The organism is Dactylosporangium sp. CA-092794 (genome assembly GCF_050948465.1).
In the GTDB taxonomy this organism is placed as follows: domain Bacteria; phylum Actinomycetota; class Actinomycetes; order Mycobacteriales; family Micromonosporaceae; genus Dactylosporangium.
Genome location: NZ_CP192044.1, coordinates 8,124,001 through 8,144,741, shown reverse-complemented (window position 1 = coordinate 8,144,741; position 20,741 = coordinate 8,124,001). Strand labels below are relative to the sequence as shown.

General features: G+C 69.5%; 17 protein-coding genes. 10 read left to right on the top strand and 7 right to left on the bottom strand.

Annotated features, from left to right (window positions below; all coding sequences use genetic code 11):
• Positions 1-18 precede the first annotated feature (18 nt).
• Positions 19-939, bottom strand: a complete 921-nt coding sequence (locus ACQPXD_RS34800) for an NmrA/HSCARG family protein (protein ID WP_432825563.1) — start codon at positions 937-939, stop codon at positions 19-21.
• A gap of 95 nt (positions 940-1,034) precedes the next feature.
• On the opposite strand from ACQPXD_RS34800, the gene ACQPXD_RS34795 reads away from it, so the two are divergent.
• The 9 genes from ACQPXD_RS34795 to ACQPXD_RS34755 all read left to right on the top strand — a co-directional run bounded on the left by ACQPXD_RS34795 (position 1,035) and on the right by ACQPXD_RS34755 (position 12,316).
• Positions 1,035-1,631, top strand: coding sequence for a TetR/AcrR family transcriptional regulator (locus tag ACQPXD_RS34795; RefSeq protein ID WP_432825562.1), 597 nt, complete (start codon positions 1,035-1,037; stop codon positions 1,629-1,631).
• Positions 1,632-1,826: 195 nt separating this feature from the next.
• Complete coding sequence (locus tag ACQPXD_RS34790) at positions 1,827-3,590, top strand: flavin-containing monooxygenase (RefSeq protein ID WP_432825561.1); 1,764 nt, start codon at positions 1,827-1,829, stop codon at positions 3,588-3,590.
• Positions 3,542-5,041, top strand: a complete 1,500-nt coding sequence (locus tag ACQPXD_RS34785; RefSeq protein ID WP_432825560.1) for an aldehyde dehydrogenase family protein — start codon at positions 3,542-3,544, stop codon at positions 5,039-5,041. The genes ACQPXD_RS34790 and ACQPXD_RS34785 overlap by 49 nt, the downstream gene beginning before the upstream one ends.
• A gap of 12 nt (positions 5,042-5,053) precedes the next feature.
• Entirely contained in the window at positions 5,054-6,241 is a 1,188-nt protein-coding gene (locus ACQPXD_RS34780) for an acyl-CoA dehydrogenase family protein (protein ID WP_432825559.1), read from the top strand.
• 60 nt (positions 6,242-6,301) lie between these two features.
• Complete coding sequence (locus ACQPXD_RS34775) at positions 6,302-6,772, top strand: cupin domain-containing protein (RefSeq protein WP_432825558.1); 471 nt, start codon at positions 6,302-6,304, stop codon at positions 6,770-6,772.
• 299 nt (positions 6,773-7,071) lie between these two features.
• Positions 7,072-8,391: an ABC transporter substrate-binding protein gene (locus ACQPXD_RS34770; RefSeq protein WP_432825557.1), complete on the top strand. Its 1,320-nt coding sequence runs from the start codon at positions 7,072-7,074 to the stop codon at positions 8,389-8,391.
• Between the two features lie 54 nt (positions 8,392-8,445).
• Positions 8,446-11,322, top strand: a complete 2,877-nt coding sequence (locus ACQPXD_RS34765) for an ABC transporter permease subunit (protein ID WP_432825556.1) — start codon at positions 8,446-8,448, stop codon at positions 11,320-11,322.
• Positions 11,319-12,071 carry an ABC transporter ATP-binding protein gene (locus tag ACQPXD_RS34760; protein WP_432825555.1) on the top strand — a complete coding sequence of 251 codons (753 nt, stop codon included), beginning with the start codon at positions 11,319-11,321 and terminating at the stop codon, positions 12,069-12,071. Before ACQPXD_RS34765 ends, ACQPXD_RS34760 begins: the two co-directional genes overlap by 4 nt.
• Complete coding sequence (locus ACQPXD_RS34755; RefSeq protein WP_432825554.1) at positions 12,068-12,316, top strand: hypothetical protein; 249 nt, start codon at positions 12,068-12,070, stop codon at positions 12,314-12,316. The genes ACQPXD_RS34760 and ACQPXD_RS34755 overlap by 4 nt, the downstream gene beginning before the upstream one ends.
• Positions 12,317-12,351: 35 nt before the next feature.
• Here ACQPXD_RS34755 and ACQPXD_RS34750 read toward each other — a convergent pair whose 3' ends face one another.
• The gene (locus ACQPXD_RS34750) at positions 12,352-13,854 is read right to left on the bottom strand and encodes a carboxylesterase/lipase family protein (protein WP_432825553.1); all 1,503 of its coding nucleotides are present in this window, start codon (positions 13,852-13,854) and stop codon (positions 12,352-12,354) included.
• 186 nt (positions 13,855-14,040) lie between these two features.
• Here ACQPXD_RS34750 and ACQPXD_RS34745 point away from each other — a divergent pair, with 186 nt between their 5' ends.
• Complete coding sequence (locus ACQPXD_RS34745) at positions 14,041-14,547, top strand: nuclear transport factor 2 family protein (protein ID WP_432825552.1); 507 nt, start codon at positions 14,041-14,043, stop codon at positions 14,545-14,547.
• 67 nt (positions 14,548-14,614) lie between these two features.
• On the opposite strand, the gene ACQPXD_RS34740 is transcribed toward ACQPXD_RS34745, so the two are convergent.
• The 5 genes from ACQPXD_RS34740 to ACQPXD_RS34720 form a co-directional block, all read right to left on the bottom strand.
• The gene (locus ACQPXD_RS34740) at positions 14,615-15,346 is read right to left on the bottom strand and encodes an enoyl-CoA hydratase/isomerase family protein (protein WP_432825551.1); all 732 of its coding nucleotides are present in this window, start codon (positions 15,344-15,346) and stop codon (positions 14,615-14,617) included.
• On the bottom strand, positions 15,343-16,545 hold the full coding sequence (gene pcaF, locus ACQPXD_RS34735; RefSeq protein WP_432825550.1) for a 3-oxoadipyl-CoA thiolase: 1,203 nt from the start codon (positions 16,543-16,545) through the stop codon (positions 15,343-15,345). Before pcaF ends, ACQPXD_RS34740 begins: the two co-directional genes overlap by 4 nt.
• Entirely contained in the window at positions 16,542-18,038 is a 1,497-nt protein-coding gene (locus tag ACQPXD_RS34730; RefSeq protein ID WP_432825549.1) for a 3-hydroxyacyl-CoA dehydrogenase, read from the bottom strand. The genes pcaF and ACQPXD_RS34730 overlap by 4 nt, the downstream gene beginning before the upstream one ends.
• The gene (locus tag ACQPXD_RS34725) at positions 18,035-19,099 is read right to left on the bottom strand and encodes an alcohol dehydrogenase (protein WP_432825548.1); all 1,065 of its coding nucleotides are present in this window, start codon (positions 19,097-19,099) and stop codon (positions 18,035-18,037) included. Before ACQPXD_RS34725 ends, ACQPXD_RS34730 begins: the two co-directional genes overlap by 4 nt.
• Positions 19,100-19,228: 129 nt before the next feature.
• Positions 19,229-20,734 carry a flavin-containing monooxygenase gene (locus ACQPXD_RS34720; protein WP_432825547.1) on the bottom strand — a complete coding sequence of 502 codons (1,506 nt, stop codon included), beginning with the start codon at positions 20,732-20,734 and terminating at the stop codon, positions 19,229-19,231.
• Positions 20,735-20,741 lie beyond the last annotated feature (7 nt).

Here is a 20,741-nt window from a genome sequence, read left to right as displayed (position 1 = left end):
GGGGCAAGGCGCCGGCGGTCAGGAAGCCGGTCCGCCGGTCCGGGCGGCCCAGTCGCGCAAGAGCGTGGTCGGGATGCCCAGTGCGCGGGCGTGCTCCGGCCTTGCCGGGCTTCCGACCTCGTTCATCCACTCGTGGCCGTTGACGAGCTCCGGGATCAGGCCCTGTGCCAGCGCTTCGGCCGGCGACAGGGCGGGAAGCTCGATGCGGGCCGCCCAGGCCTCCGACAGGATCCGGGCGATCTCGGTCATGGGGAGGTAGTCGCCGGCGAGGTCGACGGTGACCCCGTGGAACTTCTGCGGGTCGGCGATGGCCAGGGCGGCCGTCGTGCCGATGTCGTCGACGGCGACCAGCGGCAACCATGTGTCAGCGCGCAGGACCGTGCGGAACTCGTCCTCCACCCAGTTCCTGAACAGAAAGGACGGGCGGATGAAGTTCTCCATGAAGAATGCCGGCTGGATGATCGTCCAGTGCCGGAACCCGGCCGCGCGGACCAGTTCGTCGGTGTATGCCTTGCTCTCCCAGCAGTGTTCGTTCCAGCGGCCTTCCGTCCAGCCGGGAGCAGCGCGGTGGTAGTCGCCGGCGCCCGATACGGAGGTGTGGACGAAGTGCGGCACGCCGGCGGCCTGCGCGGCTTCGACCAGGTTCTTGCCCTGGACGCGTTCGGAGTCCGAGGCGAGGTCCGACGGATCCGGGGTCTGTACCGAGAACACCGCCCGTGCTCCCGTGGCCGCCGCGACCAGCGACTCCGGGTCGTTGAGGTCGCCAAGGACGAGTGCCGCACCGCGTCGTTCCAGGTCGCGGGCCCGGTCCGCGGCCGGATCGCGGACCAGGGCGCGGACCGGCGCGCCCCGGGCGAGCAGTGCTCGCGCGGTGGCGCCGCCTTGCTTGCCGGTACCGCCGATCACCAGGACGGGGGACTCGCTGACAGCTGTGCTCATGACATCAGCTCCTGATCAGAGGAACCAGGGGGACCCCCCGGTTCGGCTGCGCTACGATATGGGGGTCCACCCCGATTTGACAACCCGGAGCCCAGGTGTCGTCGAACGCGGCTAAGGCCAGCGCAGCTGTCCGACCGCTGCGCGTTGACGCCCGCCGCAATCGCGAGCGCATCATGGCGGCGGCCGCGGCGGCCTTCGCCAAGGACGGTGCGGAGGCTTCGCTCGAGGACATCGCGCGCAAGGCGGGCGTCGGATCCGCCACCCTGCACCGGCACTTCGCGTCCCGTCACGCGTTGCTGGAGGCCGTGTTCCACGAGGGCGTCGAGTCACTGCGTGACCGGGCCCAAGCGCTCGCTCGCGAGGTGCGACCCGAGGTGGCGCTGACGGCATGGCTCCGCGAGGTCGGCACATACGTCGCCTCGACCCGGGGGCTCGCCGCATCCATGCTGCCGCTGCCCCAGGCCGGCGCCGAGGACCAGGCCGAACCGTCCACGTGCTACGCGATGCTCGCCGCGGCGGGTTCCGACCTGCTGGACACCGCGGTCCGGGCGGGCATGGTCCGTCCGCAGGTCGCCATCGATGACCTGCTCACACTGGTCAACGCGATCTCGCTGGTCACCGAGCGCCACCCGCAGGGGCCCGCCGAGGCCGACCGCTTGCTCGAGCTGATGATCGAGGGCATTCGCCGCTGAGACGGCCCGGCGCCGCGCGGTGGTGCCCGGTGACCGCCTCGGGCGCGTGCGCCGAAGACCTTGTCGCCAACGCCACCCGGTGCTACTTTCAATTCCTCTTAGAAAAAATCAACTGAGCTTTGAAAGTTCCCCCGCGACGGCGTCCGTCAGGGGGTCTTCGCTTGCGGCGGCAGCTCGATCGAGAGGAGAGCACGCGTGGCCGAACTGGCTTCGAGCGAACTGGATCTTGATCTGGAGGCCGTCCGGGAGAAGTACCGCACGGAGCGGGACAAGCGGTTGCGGGCCGAGGGCAGCGCGCAGTACCGGGCGGTCACCGGTGACCTCGCGCATTTCGTGGAGGATCCGTACACGGCTCGGGTCGAGCGGGAACCGGTCGCCGACGAGGTCGAAGTCGCGATCATCGGCGGTGGATTCGGCGGACTGCTCCTGGGCGCACGCATGCGTCAGGCCGGCATCACGGACGTGCGCATCATCGAGCAGGGCGGTGACTTCGGCGGCACCTGGTACTGGAACCGGTATCCCGGCGCGGCCTGCGATACGGAGTCCTACATCTACCTTCCCCTGCTGGAGGAGGTCGGCTACATGCCGACCGAGAAGTACGTGAAGGGCCCGGAGATCCTCGAACACTGCCGGCGCATCGCCCGGCATTTCGACCTGTACCGCAACGCGCTGCTCCAGACGCGCGTCACCGAGGTGCGCTGGAGCGACGAAACGCTCGCCTGGACCATCTCCACCGACCGGGGTGACCGGGTTCGGGCGAAGTACGTCTGCATGACGACCGGAGCGATGAGCCGGCCCAAGCTCCCCGGTGTGTCGGGCATCGAACGTTTCACGGGCCACGCCTTCCACACCACGCGCTGGGACTACGAATACACGGGGGGCGACAGCCGCGGAAACCTCACCGGCCTCCGGGACAAGCGGGTGGGGATCATCGGCACCGGCGCCACGGGCGTCCAGGCCATTCCCCACCTCGGCGAGAGCGCGAAGCACTTGTATGTCTTCCAGCGCACGCCTTCGTCGATCAACGTTCGCGCGAACCGGCCCACCGATCCCGAGTGGGTCAAGACGCTGCGGCCCGGCTGGCAGCGGGACCGCATGGAGAACTTCTCCACGTACGTCGCCGGCGGTGAGGCGGAGACCGACCTCGTCAACGACGGCTGGACCGCGATCTACCGGCTTCGCAGCCTGGGCAGCGGCGTGCTCGACGAGCGCCTCGACTTTCTCAAGATGGAAGAGGTCCGAGCCCGGGTCGACCGGGTGGTCCACGACAAGACGGTCGCCGAGGCGCTGAAACCGTACTATCGGGCGCTGTGCAAGCGGCCGTGCTTCCATGACGAGTACCTGGAGACGTTCAACCGGCCGAACGTGTCGCTGGTCGACACCGAGGGCCATGGCGTATCGGAGATCACCGAGCGGGGCGTCATCGCCGACGGCAAGGAGTACGAACTCGACTGCATCATCTTCGCCAGCGGCTTCCAGGTCGGGGGCCCGCTCGTCAACCGCGTCGGCTACGACGTCTACGGACGTGGCGGCCTGGCGTTGAGCGAGAAGTGGAAGACCGGTATCTCGACGTTCTTCGGGATGCAGACGCGAGGCTTTCCCAACTTCTTCATCGTGGCGCTTGCGCAGGTCGGCATCAGTTCGAACCAGACGCACGTGCTCGATGCCCAGAGCCGGCACATCTCCTACGTCATCGGCGAGGCCAGGACGCGCGGCGCCGGCACGGTCGACGTGATCGAGGAGGCCGAGAACAACTGGGTGCGGACGGTCATCGATGCGTCCCGGGCGAATATCGAGTTCCTGCAGTCGTGCACTCCCGGGTACTACAACAACGAGGGCAATCCGAACCTGTTGCTGTTCCGTCGCAACGGCTCGTACTCGCCGGGGATCGTCGCCTTCGACCACCTGCTGTGCGCCTGGCAGGACGAAGGGCTGCTCACCGGCTTGGAATGCAAATAGCTGACCGGCTCCCGTCCGGCCCGGCGCCGAGTGATGAGGTCCAGATGAGCCAGTACACCTTGACCGTCGACGGAAAGGCCGTCGGCACCGACTCGACCTTCGGGGTGGTCAACCCGGCCACCGGCGAGGTCTTCGAGCAGGCTCCGCAATGCACTCGCGAGCAACTCGACGCCGCCATGCGGTCGTCGGCGGCCGCCTACCGGGGCTGGCGCACGGACGAATCGGCCCGGCGTGAGGTGCTCCGAGCCGCGGCCGGCGTGCTCACCGGCGCTGTCGACGAGTTGGCGTCGATCCTCACCGCGGAACAAGGCAAGCCGTTGGCGGAAGCCCGGCGCGAGGCGGCGAGCACGGCCACCTGGTGCCGGTACTACGCGGACCTCGATCTGCCCCGCGAGGTGATCCAGGACAACGACCAGGCGTATGTCGAGGTCACTCGACGCCCGCTGGGCGTCGTGGCGGCGATCACGCCGTGGAACTACCCGCTCAGTCTCGCCATGTGGAAGATCGCGCCGGCGCTCATGGCGGGCAACACCATGGTGCTGAAGCCCTCGCCGTTCACGCCCCTGGCCACGCTGCGAATGGGTGAGCTGCTCGCCCGAGTCCTGCCGCCCGGCGTGCTCAACGTCGTCGCGGGCGGCGACGAACTGGGCCCATGGATGACGGGACACGAGATTCCTCGGAAGATCTCGTTCACCGGCTCGGTGGCCACGGGTAAGCGGGTCGCCTCGGCCGCGGCCCCCGATCTGAAGCGCGTCACGCTCGAACTGGGCGGCAACGATCCGGCGATTCTCCTGGACGACGTCGACCCGGCCGCCATCGCGCAACGACTGTTCTGGGCGGCCTTCCGCAACAACGGCCAGGTGTGCTCGGCGGTCAAGCGGGTGTACGTGCCGGAGCGGTTGTACGACGATGTCGCGGAGGCTCTCGCCGCGCAGGCGCGATCGGTGCGGGTCGGCGACGGGGCCGAAGCGGGAACCGAACTGGGCCCGCTCAACAACAAGCCGCAACTCGCGCGGGTCGCGGAACTCGTCGAGAACGCCATCGCGGCCGGCGCCAAGCCCGTGACCGGCGGACGCGCGCTCGACCGCCCCGGCTACTTCTACGAGCCGACGATCCTCGTCGGCGTGCAGGACGGCACCCGCATCGTCGACGAAGAGCAATTCGGTCCCGTTCTTCCGATCATCCCCTACCGGGACCTCGACGACGCGATCGAGCGGTCCAACGCGACGCACTTCGGCCTCTCCGGATCCGTGTGGAGCGCCGACGCCGATCGGGCCGCGGCGGTGGCCGCCCGTCTGGAGTGCGGGACGGCGTGGGTCAACACCCATCTGGTACTCCAGCCCCACCAGCCGTTCGGCGGAGCGAAATGGAGTGGCATCGGCGTCGAGAACGGGCCCTGGGGTCTCTACGGGTTCACCGAGATCCAGGTCCTGCACAGATCCAAGTTATGAGTGGAGTCCTTGATGACCATTGCTGAAGTCGCAGCAAGCACCGGTTCCGTTGGCGATCAGCGCGAACTCCAGGATCGACTGCTTCGCCAGGTCGACGCGGTCGCCGATGTCATCGCCGCCGGCACGGAATACGCGAACCGGGAGCGCCAGCTGGCGCCCGAGGTGGTCCAAGCGCTGGCCGACGCGCACCTGTTCTCGATGCTCGCGCCCGCGCGCCACGGTGGCCTGGGGGCAAACGCTCAGACGGCGAGCGCGGTCGTCGAGGCGGTCGCGAGGCGGTGTGGATCCGCCGCCTGGGTCACGATGATCACCAACGGGGGAAACTTCTACGCATCACGATTCCCGCAGCAGGCGCAGGAAGATGTGTACGGTCCCAACCCCGGAGCCCGTCTCGCCTCCGTCACGAGCCTGGCAAGCACGTTCACCGAGACCGAGGGCGGCTACATCGTCAACGGGCGCTGGCCGTTCAGCTCCGGCATCATGCACGACGACTGGGCAGTGCTCGGCAACGCCGAGTTTCAGGCCATCCTCCCGATCGGCGACGTCACCATCGAGAAGACATGGGAGACCGTGGGCCTGCGGGGTACGGGCAGCCACACGACGGTGGTCGAGGACGTGTTCGTGCCGAGTCATCGCGTCGCCACCTTCAAGAAGGTCATGGGCTATGACGCATGTACCGATCCCGGCCTGCCGGCGGAGTTGCGGCTTCCCATCGTCGAGACCTCTGCCCTGCTCCTCGGCTCGGTGATCGTCGGTATCGGGCAGCACGGATGTCAGCTCGTGTCGGAACTGGGCCGCAAGCGGCCGATCATGATGACGCCGTACGAGAAGGCCGCCGACTCGCAGGCATTCCAGGCGAGCCTGGGGGAGTGCATCATGCGGGTCGAGAGCGGACGGCTGCATCTGGCTGAGGTGGCGCGGACGCTCGACGCCGCCGCGGCCAAGGCCGAGATGCTTTCCGACGAACAGCTCGTGAGGACGCGGGCCGGCGTCGCCCACGGCACCCGGCTGGTCACGCTGGCCATCGACGAGCTGATGAACCTGGCCGGTTCGAGCTCGTACGCGACCGCGAGCCCGCTCGCGCAGGTGTGGCGCGACGCGCACACCGGGGCCAGTCACGCGGTGCTCAGCGCGCGGGTGAACTACGAGTGGGTGGGCCTCGCGGCCGTCAATCCGGACTTCCAGGTCTTCAAGCCATAGCACGTCACTACGAGCCGCATCGGAGGCCACATGGCAGATACGCACGACGGTTGGGCGACCGTGAGCGAACCGACCGACAAGGGGATCGTCATCCTGGCGCCCGGCGAGATCGAGATGCCGGAGCCGTCGTCCGCCGACTTCCTGAGCATCCTGGCCGACGGGTCGCACACCCGCGGGCTCGCGTCCTTCATCGAGTATCGGATCGCACCCCGCGGAGAGGGTCCGCCCACTCATTGGCATCCCGGGCACGACGAGCTGTTCTATGTGGTCAAGGGCGAGCTCGGCATGCGCGCCGGCGATCAGCGCGACGTATTCGGTCCACGGAGCTATCTGTTCGTGCCGCGGGGCGCGATCCATACCTTCTGGAATCCGACCGACGAGGAAACGCTGTTCGTGAGTGGGTGGACGCCGCCGGGGGCGGAGCAGACCTTCATCCGGTACCACAACTACCTCAAGCAGCCCGGCGGTATCACCGAGGAGCAGTGGCAGGAGCTCGCGGCGAAGAGCGGAACGGTTCTGGCCACCGACTGACCCCCTGTTACCCGTCGACCTGAGGCGGCGGCCGGCCCGAGTTTGCGGGTCCGGCCGCCGCCGTCGTGTCTTCTGGCGGTACCCGGCGACCGCCGTCTTGGAGACGTAACCGAAAAATCAAGCGCGCTTCAAATTTTGGCGATGTGGATCTGTTGTGGGCGTCTGATTGACGCTATGGTCGGCGTCAGCCGGGCCGGACGACCGCAGCATGGTCGACCTCAACTGCAAGGCCCACCGGCGGCGCGCGGACGCCGCCCCGGCATCCGGCTGTCACGAGCCTCAGGTCTGCGGGTACGGGGATGTTCGAATCGCACGGGCTCGGAAGCTTCACACCCCCAACGCCAGGAGAAATCGTGAATCATCCGAGACGCATTCCACTGCTTGCGGTCGGCGTGCTGACCGCGTTACTCGCCGCCGCGTGCGGCGGCAACCAGAGCAACGAAGGCAGCGCGAACGCCGACTCGCCGTCCGTGACCGCGGGCGGCGGCGGCAAGCCGGCGGACAACGGCTTGCCGCCGGTGCTCGTCGGCTTCCACGGCCTGGAAGGCGGCCAGATCTCCCTCGCCGACATGCGGCTGGGGTTCGAGGCGGGCGTCGACTACGTCAACCAGGAGCTCGGCGGCATCAACGGACATCCGCTGCGGGCGGAGATCTGCAAGACGGACGTCACCCCAGAGTCGTCGGTGAACTGCGCCAACAAGTTCGTCTCCCAGAACGTCGTCCTCGCGGTGCAGGGGGTCGACTACGCCGGGGACGCCGCGCTGCCCGTCCTGAAGCAGGCCGGCATCGTTGACGTCAGCGCGTTCGCGTACGGTCCGTCCGAGAACACCGCTTTGGGTGACGCCTACATCTCGGAAGGCTCGAACGAGGAGGGCTACGCCTCCAGCCTGGTCGCCCTGAAGAAACTCGGGGCGACCTCCGTGGCGGAAGTCCTGGCGGACGTGCCCGCGAACCACACGATCATGACGAAGGTCATCAAGCCCGCGGCGGACAAGCTCGGCCTGAAGCTCAGCCCGTTCTTCTACCCCGCGCAGACCGACTGGACGTCGTTCGCGGCCACCGTGGTGTCCGCCAAGGTGGACGGGGTCACGCTGTTCGCGACCGATGCGGACTGTCTCGGCGCGGTGCCGGCGCTGCGTTCATCCGGCTACACGGGGTTGATCCATGCGGGCGTGTGCTCGGTGGTCGTCGACAAGCTCAATCCTTCGATGCTCAAGAACGTGATCATCGGAAGCCCCTTCTACAACTCGACGATGACGCCGATTCCGGCCGGTCCGCAGAAGGACCTCGACATCTTCAGCAGGTACATGGCGGCGCACAAGGAGTTGAAGAACCGGGGGCAGGCGCAGCAGGGCTTCTTCGTCGCCGTCTGGGCGGCCGACATGCTGCGGCAGATACCAGGTGATCCGCTGACCGCCAAGACCGTCCACGACAACATCGGCAAGACCAAGGGCCCGCTCTTGTTCCGCACCAACGGTTACGACTGTTCGAAGCCGACGTGGCCGGGCACCACAGCATGCGGTGGCGGCTACATCTTCACCAAGGCGACGGCCGACCGGAAGAACGAGGTCCTTCCGGATCAGCCGGTCGACGTCAGCGTGGTCCTGCCGACCAGCTGACCGGCGGGAACTGGCGAGTGGCACCCACAGGCTCGGAACCGAAGGAGGTTTGACGTGAGCGAGTACCTGCTGTTCTTCGTGCTCGGTCTCGGCATCGGGTCGGTGTATGCGGCACTGACCCTGGGAATCATCGCAACCTATCAGGGCACCGGCGTGATCAACTTCGCCGCGGCGGCCATGGCCACCGTGCCCCTGTACGTGTACGACGACCTGACCCAGGGCAAGCTCACCCTTCCGATTCCGTGGGTGCCCTCATTCCAGCTCGACCCGCCGCCGACGTGGGCCGCGGTGCTGATCGCGTTGGCGGTCGCCGGGCTCATCGGGGCGCTCATCGAAGTGGCGATCTCACGCCCGCTGCGTACGGCGCCGGTGCTGGCGAAAGTCGTGGCCGCCGTGGGCGTCATGCTCACCCTGCAGGCGGCTGTCGGACTGAAGTACGGCACCGACGCCCGGCCGCGTTCAGTGTTGCTGCCGACAGGATCGGTCGAGATCGGCGGTGCGGCCGTCGCCGTGGACCGGCTGTGGCTCATCGGCATCGTCCTCGTCGCCGGCGGGGCGCTTGCCGTCTGGTTCAAGAAGTCCAGAACCGGCCTGGCGATCCAGGCGGCGGCGGAGAACGAGCGCGCCGCGTCGTTCGCGCGGCTGTCCCCGAACAAGCTCGGCATGGTCACCTGGGTCCTCGGGTCGCTGTTCATCGGCCTGATCATGATCCTCGCCGGTCCCGCGACCGGCGTCCTCACGCCGGACATCCTGACGCTGCTGGTGGTCCCGGCACTGGCGGCGGCGCTGGTCGCCCGGCTGCGTTCACTGCTGGTCGGGCTCGTCGGCGCGCTGCTGCTGGGCGTCATGCAGTCGGAGTTGCAGTTCCTGTCCCTGTCGAAGGCATGGTGGCCGGCCTGGGCCAAGCAGGGCATCACCGACGCTGTGCCGTTCGTCGTGATCGTCGTCGCGCTGTTCCTGCTCGGTCGATCGATCCCGACGCGTGGTGACGACACGCGTTCGGCGCTCCCGCCCGTGATACTGCCCCGGAATCGTCCCGTCGTGGTCGCCGCATTCACTGCGGGCGGGCTGGTGCTGCTGGTGTTGACCCAGGGCACGTATCGCTTCGGCCTCATCACCAGTCTGGCCGCGTCGCTGATCGCGTTGTCGCTCGTCGTGCTGACCGGGATGGTGGGGCAGATCTCGCTGGCGCAAGCCGCCTTCGCCGGCGCCGCCGGGCTGTTCCTGTCGAAGATCGGGACGGGTCTTCCGTTCCCGCTGTCGATGATCGTCGCCGCCTTGCTCGCCGCGTGCGCCGGCGTCGTCGTCGGGTTGCCCGCGTTGCGGATCCGAGGGGCTCAGCTCGCGGTCGTGACCCTGGCCGCGGCCCTGACGCTGGAGCGGTTCGTCCTCGCCAATCCGGCGCTGGCGTCATCGACATCGAACCTGATCCCGGACCCCCGGCTCTTCGGGCTCGATCTCGCCGTGCGCGGCGGCCGGGACATCGCCCGAATCCAGTTCGGCGTCATGGTGCTGATCGTTGTGGTGGTCGTCTTCGTCCTGGTGTGCAATCTGATGCGGGCCGGCACCGGCCGGAAAATGCTCGCGGTGCGCTCCAACGAGCGGGCCGCGGCGTCGATCGGGATCGGTGTCGCCGGTGTGAAGCTGTCCGCCTTCGCGCTGGCATCCTTCCTCGCCGGACTCGGGGGCACGCTCATCGGATACAGCCGCGGGCAGCTGTCCTCGGGCTCCTTCGGCGTCTTCGTGGGCCTGAGCTTCCTCGCCATGGCCTACCTGGCCGGCATCACCAGCGCGAGCGGCGCGATCGTGGCGGGTGCCTCCGCCGCCCTCGGCATCGTGTTCGTCATCTTCGACAACGCCTTGCACCTGGGACAGTACTACCCCCTGGTCACCGGGCTGTCGCTGATCCTGACCGTCGTGCTCAACCCGATCGGCATCGCCGGCCGGACGCGGGCCGACATCGACAAACTGAGCGCCTGGCTCCGGACGCGGCGCGCGGCGGACGCGCCTGACCCGGCGCGGACCGGGCGGGACGCCGACGACGAGGCGCACGCCGTGGAGCGGATCGCTCCGATACGGCGGGAGATCGGAGACGTGTTGCTCAAGACCCGGGACATCACAGTGACCTACGGAGGGCTACGGGCGGTCGACCGGGTCTCGATCGAGGTCCGGGCCGGCGAGATCGTCGGGCTGATCGGGCCGAACGGTGCGGGCAAGACCAGCCTGGTCGACGCCATCACCGGCTTCACACCGTGTGCCGGGGACGTGTACCTGCGCGGGGAGAAGCTGTCGGACGTGCCGGCGTTCCGGCGCGCGCGCAAGGGACTCGTCCGGACCTGGCAGTCGGGGGAGCTCTTCGAGGATCTGTCGGTCGCGCACAACGTGCGGGTCGCCGATGACATCGGACGGGACGCCGTGAAGCTGCTGCGGGACGCCGTGCGGCCGAATCCTGCGCCTTCGGCGTCGGTCGACCGGGCCATCGCGCTGATGGCACTCGACGATGTCGCGGAACGCCGGCCGAGTGAACTGCCGCTTGGCCGGCAGAAGGCGCTGGGCATCGCCCGCTCTCTGGCACTGGAACCGGCGGTGTTGTTGCTCGACGAGCCGGCCGCCGGGCTCGACACCAGCGAAAGCCTGCACTTCGGTACCCATCTTGAACAGATCGCCTCCACCGGCGTGGGTTGCCTGCTGATCGACCACGACATGCACCTCGTTCTCGGCGTGTGCGACCGGATCTACGTCCTCGAGTTCGGCAAGCAGATCGCCGCCGGAACGCCGGACGAGGTGCGCCGTGATCCCAGGGTGCTGGCGTCCTATCTCGGGACCGAGCATCTCGGTGGGGACCTGACCGGACCCGCGGCGGCGGTGCCGGCGACGGCCGCCGCCGCCGGCCCGCTGCCGGTGCCCAACGCGCCGGGCGTGGCGTCATGAGCGCCGCCGGCGCGGTGGTCGAGACCCGGGCACTGGTGTGCGGCTACGGGAAGCTGCCGGTCGTTCGTGGTCTTGATGTGACGGTGCGACCGGGTGAGGTCGTGTGCCTGCTCGGCGCCAACGGGGCTGGGAAGAGCACATCCCTGCTCACGATCGCCGGTGCGTTGCCGAAGCTCTCCGGAACCGTCGAGGTGCTCGGTGAGCCGGTGCGCGGCGCCCGCCCCTACGAAGTAGCGCGGCGGGGCGTGAGCATCGTCCCGGAAGGTCGCGGGCTGTTCTACCGGTTGACGGTCGCGGAGAATCTGCGGCTGCGGCGCCACCGCCGCTCGCGGGTCGACACCTCGCAGGTGTTGCGGCACTTCCCGGCCCTGACGAAGCTGATGGACCGCAAGGCCGGTCTGCTCTCCGGCGGGGAGCAGCAGATGCTCGCGCTGGCCGCGGCACTGGTGTCGGACCCCAAGGTGATGATGCTCGATGAGATGAGCCTGGGCCTGGCCCCGGCCATCGTGGAGCAGCTGCTGCCGACCGTCCGGAACATCGCCGATCAGCAAGGCATGGCGGTGCTGCTGGTGGAGCAGCATGTCCTGGCCGCCCTGAGGATCGCTGACCGGGGATACGTCCTCGCGCACGGCAATGTCGTGGCCGAAGGTACGGCCGCCGAGCTGCGTCGCGACGTGGAGCTGCTGGAATCAAGCTATCTCGGCGAGCGCAAGGCCGTCGACGAAGCAGGACGGAGGGGTCTGCTGTGAGCGCGTTCTCTGCCAGGCGGGTCGCCTCGCGCCGGGACTCGGCGCGCCGGCTGCTCCGCGCGTTCGTCGAGCGTCTGCTGCTGGAAGCGGCCGCGACGAGCGGCGCGTATGCGCCGTTCGGGATCGCGCACAGCCCCGCGCAGCTGGAGGAGATCATGAGTATCGCGAGGATCGAGGCCGAAGCGCGGCGGGGTGTGCGATGCGTGGAACGCTTCCTCGCGGCTCAGACGGGAGCGTCTCGCTGAGCCGCGGCCGGCTCAGCGAGACGCTCCGCCGGCACCTACACGGGCGGTACCCCGAGGTCCTCGAACGCGAGTTGCTCGGCCCGCCCGAGCTCGGCGTCCGCTGCGACGCCCGGCGTGTCGAAGCGCGCGATGCTCCGATCGCCGGCACGATAGGGCGTCCAGCCGCCGGCGCCGGGAGTGGCCGGTCGGCCGGTGCGCACGAACCGGCCGATCGAGCCGCTGAATGCCCGTGCGAGTGGGCGCAGGGAGTCTCGTGGAACGTCGCCGAGCATGCCGGCGTCGTCGCCCCAGGCTTCGAGGTGGTCGAACGTGAACGGCAGGTCCACACAGTGGCACGCGCCGAACGCGGAGCCGGCCCAGTCGAACCGGTACACGTACGTGGTTTCGCCGCGCGCGGCGCGTTCCTCCGCGAAGCGCAACGCCGGCCACAACATGACCCGGTCCCCGTTGACCGCCGCGACCAACTCGGCCGGCGTGGCGGTCGGGCGGAGTGCCTCGTACCGCGCGTAGAGTCGCGGCGCGGTCTCGTCGCCGTACTGGCCGCGCAGCGCCGCGATCGCGGTGTCACGCCCTATCGACGCGGCCGCGGGGTTCAACCTGGCGAACCCGAACAGCTCGTCGCGGGTCCATCCGGTCAGCACGTCCAGTCCCGAGCGCGATCCCAGCGACTGGATCGCGCCGCCGGCAGGAGCGATCGCGTCGGCGACCGGTCCGAACGGCGTGGCGACGCCGGACGCCGCCACGCGGGAGATCAGCTCGACCTGAGCCGCGAGGAGTTGGTCCACGCCGGCGTCCCGCAAGGCGGTCGCCGCCCCGCGGCGCTCGAGCCGCAGGACGGCGAGGAACTCCGCGGCCACCGAGGTCGCCTGCTCCCGGCTCTGTGCCGCGGGCGTGATGCCGCCGCTTTGGAAGATGAGCCGCTGTGCGAGGTGACCGGTCCGGGGCGAGGCGGCGAGCAGCGCCGCCGAGTGCGCACCGGCGGAGTGGCCGCCCACGGTGATCTGCCCCGGATCGCCGCCGAAGGCGGCGACGTTCTCCGCCGTCCACTCCAGCGCGGCCATCTGGTCCAGCAGCCCGAAGTTGCCGTCGCCGAGGCCGTCGAGGAGGTCGGCGAAGCAGAGGTACCCCAGAACACCGAGCCGGTAGTTGGCGGTCACGACGACGATCTCGTGCTCCGCCGCCAGGCGCGCCCCGGAGTACCAGCCCCAGCCGGCGGAGCCGCTGACCCACGCTCCGCCGTGCAACCAGAACAGCACCGGGAGATCCTTCGCGCCGGCCGGTGCCCAGACGTTGAGGGTGAGGGCGCGTTCTTCGGAGTACTCGCCGCTGGGTTTGCCCATGAGGGCGTTGAGCCGGCCGGGTGGTTGCGGCACGGCGGGCCCGGGACGGGACGCGTCGAGCACGGTGGTCCACGGCGTGGGCGGCTGCGGAGCGGCGAACCGCCGCTCGCCGACCGGGGGAGCCGCGAACGGTATGCCGAGGAAGGCGCGCACCCCGTCCTCCTCCCGGCCGCACAACGCGCCATCGCGCACATTCACGATCGGATACGGTTCCTGATTCGGCACGTTCACGCTCCTGGGATAGCCGCCGGCGGGCTGCCAAGACTGTAGCGCTTTCATGACGATCGCAACAAGAAGCGTATACATCGCGGAGTCGTTTCGATAGAATCGGCCCAACCGCGCCACCATCTGAGGGCGACGCGCCGAGCATGTTTCGGAGGACGCATGACCGCGAGCGGAAACGACAACGGTGTCCTGGCTGAGTCGGAGCCCGGGACGCCGGCGGATGGCGGCCCGGCTTCCGGCCAGCCCTCGACGAGGGAGATCGCCGATCGGTTCCTGGCCGCCACCAGCCCCGGCGGTGACGCCGACCCGGGCCTGTTCGACGCCCTGCTTGCCGACGACGTGACCTGGGAGCTCGTCGGCAACGGTGTTGAGTACGCACGCGTCTACCTGGGCAAGGCCGAGGTCTACGGCCAGTACCTGGGCAAGCTCCAGCAGCATCTGGACTCCGCCAAGTCGGAGATCACGACGAAGGACCTCTTCGTGGACGAGGCGCAGGGCGCGATCGTCGCGCACAACGTTGACGCCCTCGCGCTGCGCGACGGCGGCCGCATCAACGTTGAGGTCGTGCTCATCATGCGGGTCCGTGCGGGGAAGATCGCCACGATCACGGAGGTCATGGACCTCCGTGACGTGGTCGGCGCGTTCGGCGCCTCGCTCGACGGCTGACCCGCGGGCACCGGCGGCGGCGTCGCGGCAGGCTCTCCCCGGACGCCGCCCCGACCGGCATGGGCGATCAGCGAGACTTCCGTTCGAGGAATCGGGTCATCCGCTCGTACTTGTCCGGGCTGTCGAACAGCAACGCCTGAGCGGTGATGTCGAAGCTCGTCGTGGCCGGACGGTGTGCGCGCAGCGCCAGCTTCGTCAGCTCGAGTGCGCGCCACGACTGGCGGGTGATCACCGCTGCGACCTCGGCGCCTCGGGAGATGACGTCGTCGGCGACCTCGTCGACGAGGCCGGCGTCGGCGGCGGCCTCGGCGTCGAGGCGCAGGCCCGTGTAGAGCATGCGCCGCGCCATGCCGACGCCGACGAGTTGCGGCAGCCGCCAGTTGCCTCCCGCGCCGGCGAGAATGCCGAGGCCCAGCTCCGGTTGGGCGAATACGGCGCGCGGTGACGCGATCCGCAGATCGCAGGCCATCGCCAGCTCGCAGCCGCCGCCCAGGGCCGGGCCGTCGATCAGGGCGATGGTCGGCCAGCGATGCGCTTCCAGCCGCTCGAACACTCCGGCGTTGATGGCCAGGAACGCGGCATCCGCATCCCGCTCCCGCAGTTCGGCGATGTCCGCGCCCGCCGCGAACATGCCCGGGGTGGCCGAGTGGACGATGAGCAGACACGGCTGGCGGTGTGCCTGCGCCAGTACCTCGTCCAGCGCACCGACCGTCGCCGCGTCCAGGGCATTGCGCTTTTCCGGCCGGGCCAGGGCGAGCCACCAGATCGCGCCCTCCCGGCGAACGTCCACGAGGCTCACGGGCGACGCTCCAGGAGCAGCGAGATCCCCTGACCGACCCCGATGCACATCGACACGACCGCTCGCCGGGCACCTCGCCGCTCGAGCTCGCGCGCGGCCGTCAGCACGAGGCGGGCACCGCTCATGCCCAGCGGATGGCCGAGCGAGATCGCGCCGCCGTTCGGGTTGACGTGCTCCGCGTCGTCGGGCAGGCCCAGTTGGCGAAGCACCGCGAGCGCCTGGGCCGCGAACGCCTCGTTGAGCTCCATGACGTCGATGTCCCCGATCCGCACGCCGGTCCGGTCGAGCAGCTTCCGCGTCGCCGGAACGGGGCCGAGACCCATGACCCGGGGCAGCACACCGGCGGTGGCGGCGCTGACGACCTCCGCGACCGGCGTCAGCCCGGTCCGCTCCACCGCCCGTTCGGACATCAGCAGCAGCGCCGCGGCGCCGTCGTTGACGCCCGCGGCGTTGCCCGCGGTGACGGTCCCTCCGGCACGGAAGGCGGGCCGCAGCCGGGCGAGGGCCTCCAGGTCCGTCTCCCGGGGATGCTCGTCACGGTCGACGACCACAGGAGCACCGCGGCGCTGCGGGACTTCGACCGCCGTCAGTTCGACGTCGAACCGGTTGTCCGCCTGCGCCTTCGCGGTGCGCAGTTGTGAGCTGAGCGCGAATCGGTCCTGGTCGGCCCGCGTGATGCCGAACTCCGCGGCGATGTTCTCCGCGGTCTCGCCCATCGACTCGGCGCCGTAGGCCGTTTCCAGGGCGCGATTCACGAAGCGCCAGCCGATCGTCGTGTCGAAGATCTCCGGCGAGCGGGCGAAGGGGCTGGCCGCCTTCGGGATGACGAACGGTGCCCGGCTCATGCTCTCGACCCCGCCGGCCACCACGATGTCGGCCTGCCCGGCGTTGATCGCCCGCGCCGCGATCGCCACCGCGTCCGCGCCCGATCCGCACAGGCGGTTGACCGTGGTGCCGGAGACCGTTTCCGGGAATCCGGCGAGCAGAAGTGCCATACGGGCGACGTTGCGGTTGTCCTCGCCGGCCTGGTTGGCGTTGCCCAGTACGACATCGTCGATCTCGGCCGGGTCGATGCCGGTCCGTGCGGCCAGGCGCCGGAGGGTGAGTGCGGCGAGGTCGTCGGGGCGCACGGACGACAGTGCCCCGGCGTACCGCCCAATCGGTGTGCGGACACCGTCGACGAGGAGGGCTCTGCTCATGTCAACTCCCAACCGGTCAAGGCCATTCGGCGCAGCAGCGGCGAGGGGCGGTAGCGACCGTCGCCGTACCATCGCTGCATTGCTTCCAGTACGTGCAGCACCGTCGGCGCGCCCCAGCGCTGTCCCCACTCGAGCGGGCCGATCGGGTAGTTCGTGCCGAGCTTCATCGCCGCGTCGATGTCCCGTGCGGTGGCGACGCGCTGGTGGAGCGCGTCGACGGCGAGGTTCACCAGCATCGCCACGACCCGCGTGACGACGAGTCCGGCCACGTCATCGACGATGTGGACGCGCAGCCCGGCCGCCTGCAGCAGCCCGATGGCGTCGTCGAGCACGGCGGGCGGGCAACCGCCGGACGCCGCCAGGGCGATGCCGGTCGCGGTGCCGTCGTCCAGCGTGCGGTCGACGACGATGACCGGTTCGCCGGCCTCGGCGGCGATCGCGGTCGCCGTGCGGCCGTCGCAGCGCACGAGGCGCCCGCCCGTCGGCAGCCGCACGAACCCCTCACCGCCCCCGTGCTCCAGCACGGCCGCGCCCGACCGGCGCAGCAGCGACCGCAGCTGGGTGGCGCCGTGATCGGCGACCTCCGCCGGAGTCGGGCGGGGTGCGGCGGCGTCCGCCGGCGGAGGCGGCGCGTCACCGGTGTACTCGTAGAAGCCGCGGCCACTCTTGCGGCCGAGCCAGCCGGCCTCCACCAGGCTCCGCTGGAGCGACGACGGGGCGAAGCGGGCGTCGTAGTCGAAGCTCGCCCACACCGAGCGGGTGACCGCCTCGTTCACGTCGTGGCCGATGAGGTCGACCAGCGCGAGGGCGCCGAGCCGGAAACCGCCGGCCTCGGTGAGGACGGCGTCGATGGTGGCCGGCGTGGCCGCGTGCTCCTCCATGAGCCGGAACGCTTCGGCGTAGTAGGGGCGGGCGAGACGGTTCACGATGAAGCCCGGGGTGGGCGCGGCCCGCACCACGGTCTTGCCCCACGCCTCGGCGAGATCGGCGACGGCATCGGCCGTCTCCGGTGCCGTCGCCGGCCCGCTCACCACCTCGACGAGTCGCATGAGCGGGACCGGGTTGAAGAAGTGCATGCCGACCAGGCGCCCGGGATGCTGGAGCCGGGCGGCGATCGCGGTCGGGGAGAGCGAGGACGTGTTCGTCGCCAGCACGCACCCGACCGGAACCACCTTCTCCAGGTCGGCGAAGAGCGCGCGTTTGACGTCCAGATCTTCGGCGACGGCCTCGATGACGCAGCGGGACTCCGCGAGGTCGTCCAGCGTGGTCGCCGCACGCAGTCGCAGGGTGTCGGCGTCGATGTCGAGCCGTCCCTTGGCCACGAGACGGCGTACCCGGTCGGTGATGGTCACGAGCGCTCGTTCGGCGGCGCCGGGCATCGTGTCGTACACCGTTACCGGATGGCCGGCAACGGCGGCGACCTGGGCGATGCCGGACCCCATCGTCCCGGCGCCGACGACGCCGATCGGGTCGGTGCCCGCGATGCGGATCATGAGCCGGAACCTCCAGGATGGGACGCAGAGAGGACGATCCGGCCGGGGACGCCGCCGGCGGCCAGGCGTCCCAGCGAGGTGCTCACCCCGTCGCGATCGAGCACGCCGGTCAGGATCGGCGGCCGGGGCAGCGATCCCAGTTTCGCGAGTGCGACCAGCTCCCGCAGTTCCCCGAGGCTTCCGACATAGCTGCCCTGCAGCGTGGCGACCTTCAGTGGCATGAGCGGAGTGGGAATGACCAGTTCGCCGCCGAACAGCCCCACCTGGACCAGCCGCCCGCCCTTGGCAAGCGAGTCGAACGCCACCGCCGCGGTCTGGGTGCTGTTGACGAGGTCGATCACCGCGGCGACCGGTCCCTCGGTGACGGCGGTGATCTGGGCCGCGGTCAGCTCCGGCCCGGCGAGGACCGTCGCCGAGGCGCCGAGCTTCCTGGCGAGTTCGAGGTTGTCCTCGTTGACGTCGACCACGCAGATCTGCTCGTGGCCGCGCGCCACGAGGACCGCCACGACGGTCAAGCCGACACCGCCCGCGCCGATCACCACCACCGGTGTGCTCGGCGGCAGTGGAAGCACCTTCTGCACGGCGCCGAACGCGGTGACTCCGGAGCAGGCCAGCGTGGCGGCGTAGGCCGGCTCGACACCCTCGATGTTCAGCAGGTAACGCTCGTGCGGCACCCGGACGAGCTCGGCGTATCCGCCGTGCCGGTTCACGCCGATGACCCGTCCGGCCGAGCACAGGTGGTCGGTGCCAGCCGCGCAACGATGACACGTGCCGCAGCCGATCCACGGGTACACCAACCGCAGATCGCCGGCGCGCGTCCCGGTGACATCCGGGCCGACCCGCTCGACGACACCCACGATCTCGTGCCCCAGCACCAGCGGATAGGGGATGCCGCGATCCGTCAGCCGCATGTGGCCACGGCTGCCGAGGTCGTAGTACCCCAGCTGCAGGTGGACATCGCTGTGACAGACGCCGGCATAGCCCACGCGCAGCACGACCTCGCTGCCTTCCGGCTCGGGGACGTCCACGTCGATCGCGCGGATCGCGGGATCGTTCGCCATTACTGCATACGCTTGCACCTCAGGCTCCTCGCCGTGTGTTGTCGCTGGACGATGGGCCGCCCTGGCGGCCGGTGGCGCCGGTGACCAGGACCGGACTCTGGTGTTGTGCGGCCATCGATCCCCCGGTGATCACGCGTCTTGCCGCGCGCGGAAGTGATATGCGGCGGGGTCGAACGTGCCGTTCTCCATGCGGAAGCGGCTGACGAAGTCGGGCCAGAGCGTGGTGACCTTGCCGCTGCGCGGATCGACGTACCAGCTCGAGCAGCCGCCGGCGAGCCAGACGGTCCCGTTCATCCGTGCCTCGATGCCCGCCACGTAGTCGTCCTCGGCCTTGGCGTCGACCTCGATCGTCTCCGCGTGCCGGGCCTCCATCCAGTCGATCGCGCCGCGGATGTAGCTCGCCTGCGTCTCGATGACGTCCACGACCGAACCCACGCCGAGGCCGGCGTTGGGGCCGTTCATGAAGAAGAGGTTCGGGAATCCGTGCATACTAGTGGTGGCGAATGCGCGTTCGCCGCGATCCCAGTACTCGTGCAGGGAGACATCCTGACGCCCCACGATGCGATGGGCGATCGGTAGGTCGGTCGCTTCGAAGCCGGTGCACATCACGAGCACGTCGAGTGCGTGCAGCCGTTCCGGGGTGCGGATGCCGGTGGAGGTCACCTCGACGATCGGCGCGGTCTCCAGGGTGACGTCGGGCCTGCAGAGCGCCGGGTAGTAGTCGTCGGTCCGCAGGATCCGCTTGCAGCCGATCTCGTAGTCGGGGGTCAGCTTGCGGCGTAGCTCGGGATCGGCGACCTGGGCGGCGAGGTGTTCCTGCGCGATCGTGCGGATGCGGTCGAGCGCACCCTCGACCATGTGGCGTTGCGGCACGGAACTCTCGAGCGTCCAGTACAACTCGGCCCGCAACGCCTGGAAGGTCTCCGGCATCCGCTGGAACATGCGCCGCTCGGCCAGGGTGAACTCACGGTCCCGTTTCGGGGCGCACCACGCAGCGGAGCGCTGAAACACGATGAGATGTTCGGTGACGTCCGCGATCGCCGGCACGACCTGGACGGCGGACGCGCCCGTCCCGATCACACCGACCCGCTTGCCGTCGACGCTGAATTCGTGTCTCCACTGCGCGGAGTGGAAGATCTCGCCCTCGAACCGGTCCAGCCCGGGGAGGTCTGGCATCTTCGGGTCTGACAGGTGCCCGGCGGCGGTGATGAGTACTCGGGCGACGAACGTGCCCCGGGTCGTTTCGACTGTCCAGCGGTTCGCGTGGTCGTCCCACTCGGCCCGCAACACCTCGGTGCTGGGCCGGAAATGCTCCGTCAGCCCTTCGTTCGCGAATACGGTCTTCTGGTGCTGCCAGATCTCCGGCTGATACGCGTTCAGCCGGGACCAGTCGAACCCGGCCCCGAAGGAGAGCGAGTAGAGCGGCGATGCGACATCGACCTGGGCGCCCGGATAATTGTTGTCGCGCCACGTGCCGCCGACGTCGTCGGCTCGCTCGAGGATCAGAAACGAGCGGCGGCCGCTGCGGCGCAGCTGTGTCGCCATCGTGATCCCGGCGAAGCCGCTGCCGACGATGAGAATGTCGGTGACCTCCGGGCTGACCGCCTCCGCGGTCAGGGGATCGGTGATTTTCATACGTGCT

Excerpts from the sequence above, each read along its gene's own strand:
- ACQPXD_RS34800 (WP_432825563.1), bottom strand. The coding sequence starts at position 939 with ATGAGCACAGCTGTCAGCGAGTCCCCCGTCCTGGTGATCGGCGGTACC.
- ACQPXD_RS34780 (WP_432825559.1), top strand. The coding sequence starts at position 5,054 with ATGACCATTGCTGAAGTCGCAGCAAGCACCGGTTCCGTTGGCGATCAG.
- ACQPXD_RS34770 (WP_432825557.1), top strand. The coding sequence starts at position 7,072 with ATGTTCGAATCGCACGGGCTCGGAAGCTTCACACCCCCAACGCCAGGA.
- ACQPXD_RS34760 (WP_432825555.1), top strand. The coding sequence starts at position 11,319 with ATGAGCGCCGCCGGCGCGGTGGTCGAGACCCGGGCACTGGTGTGCGGC.
- ACQPXD_RS34745 (WP_432825552.1), top strand. The coding sequence starts at position 14,041 with ATGACCGCGAGCGGAAACGACAACGGTGTCCTGGCTGAGTCGGAGCCC.
- pcaF (WP_432825550.1), bottom strand. The coding sequence starts at position 16,545 with ATGAGCAGAGCCCTCCTCGTCGACGGTGTCCGCACACCGATTGGGCGG.
- ACQPXD_RS34730 (WP_432825549.1), bottom strand. The coding sequence starts at position 18,038 with ATGATCCGCATCGCGGGCACCGACCCGATCGGCGTCGTCGGCGCCGGG.
- ACQPXD_RS34725 (WP_432825548.1), bottom strand. The coding sequence starts at position 19,099 with ATGGCGAACGATCCCGCGATCCGCGCGATCGACGTGGACGTCCCCGAG.
- ACQPXD_RS34720 (WP_432825547.1), bottom strand. The coding sequence starts at position 20,734 with ATGAAAATCACCGATCCCCTGACCGCGGAGGCGGTCAGCCCGGAGGTC.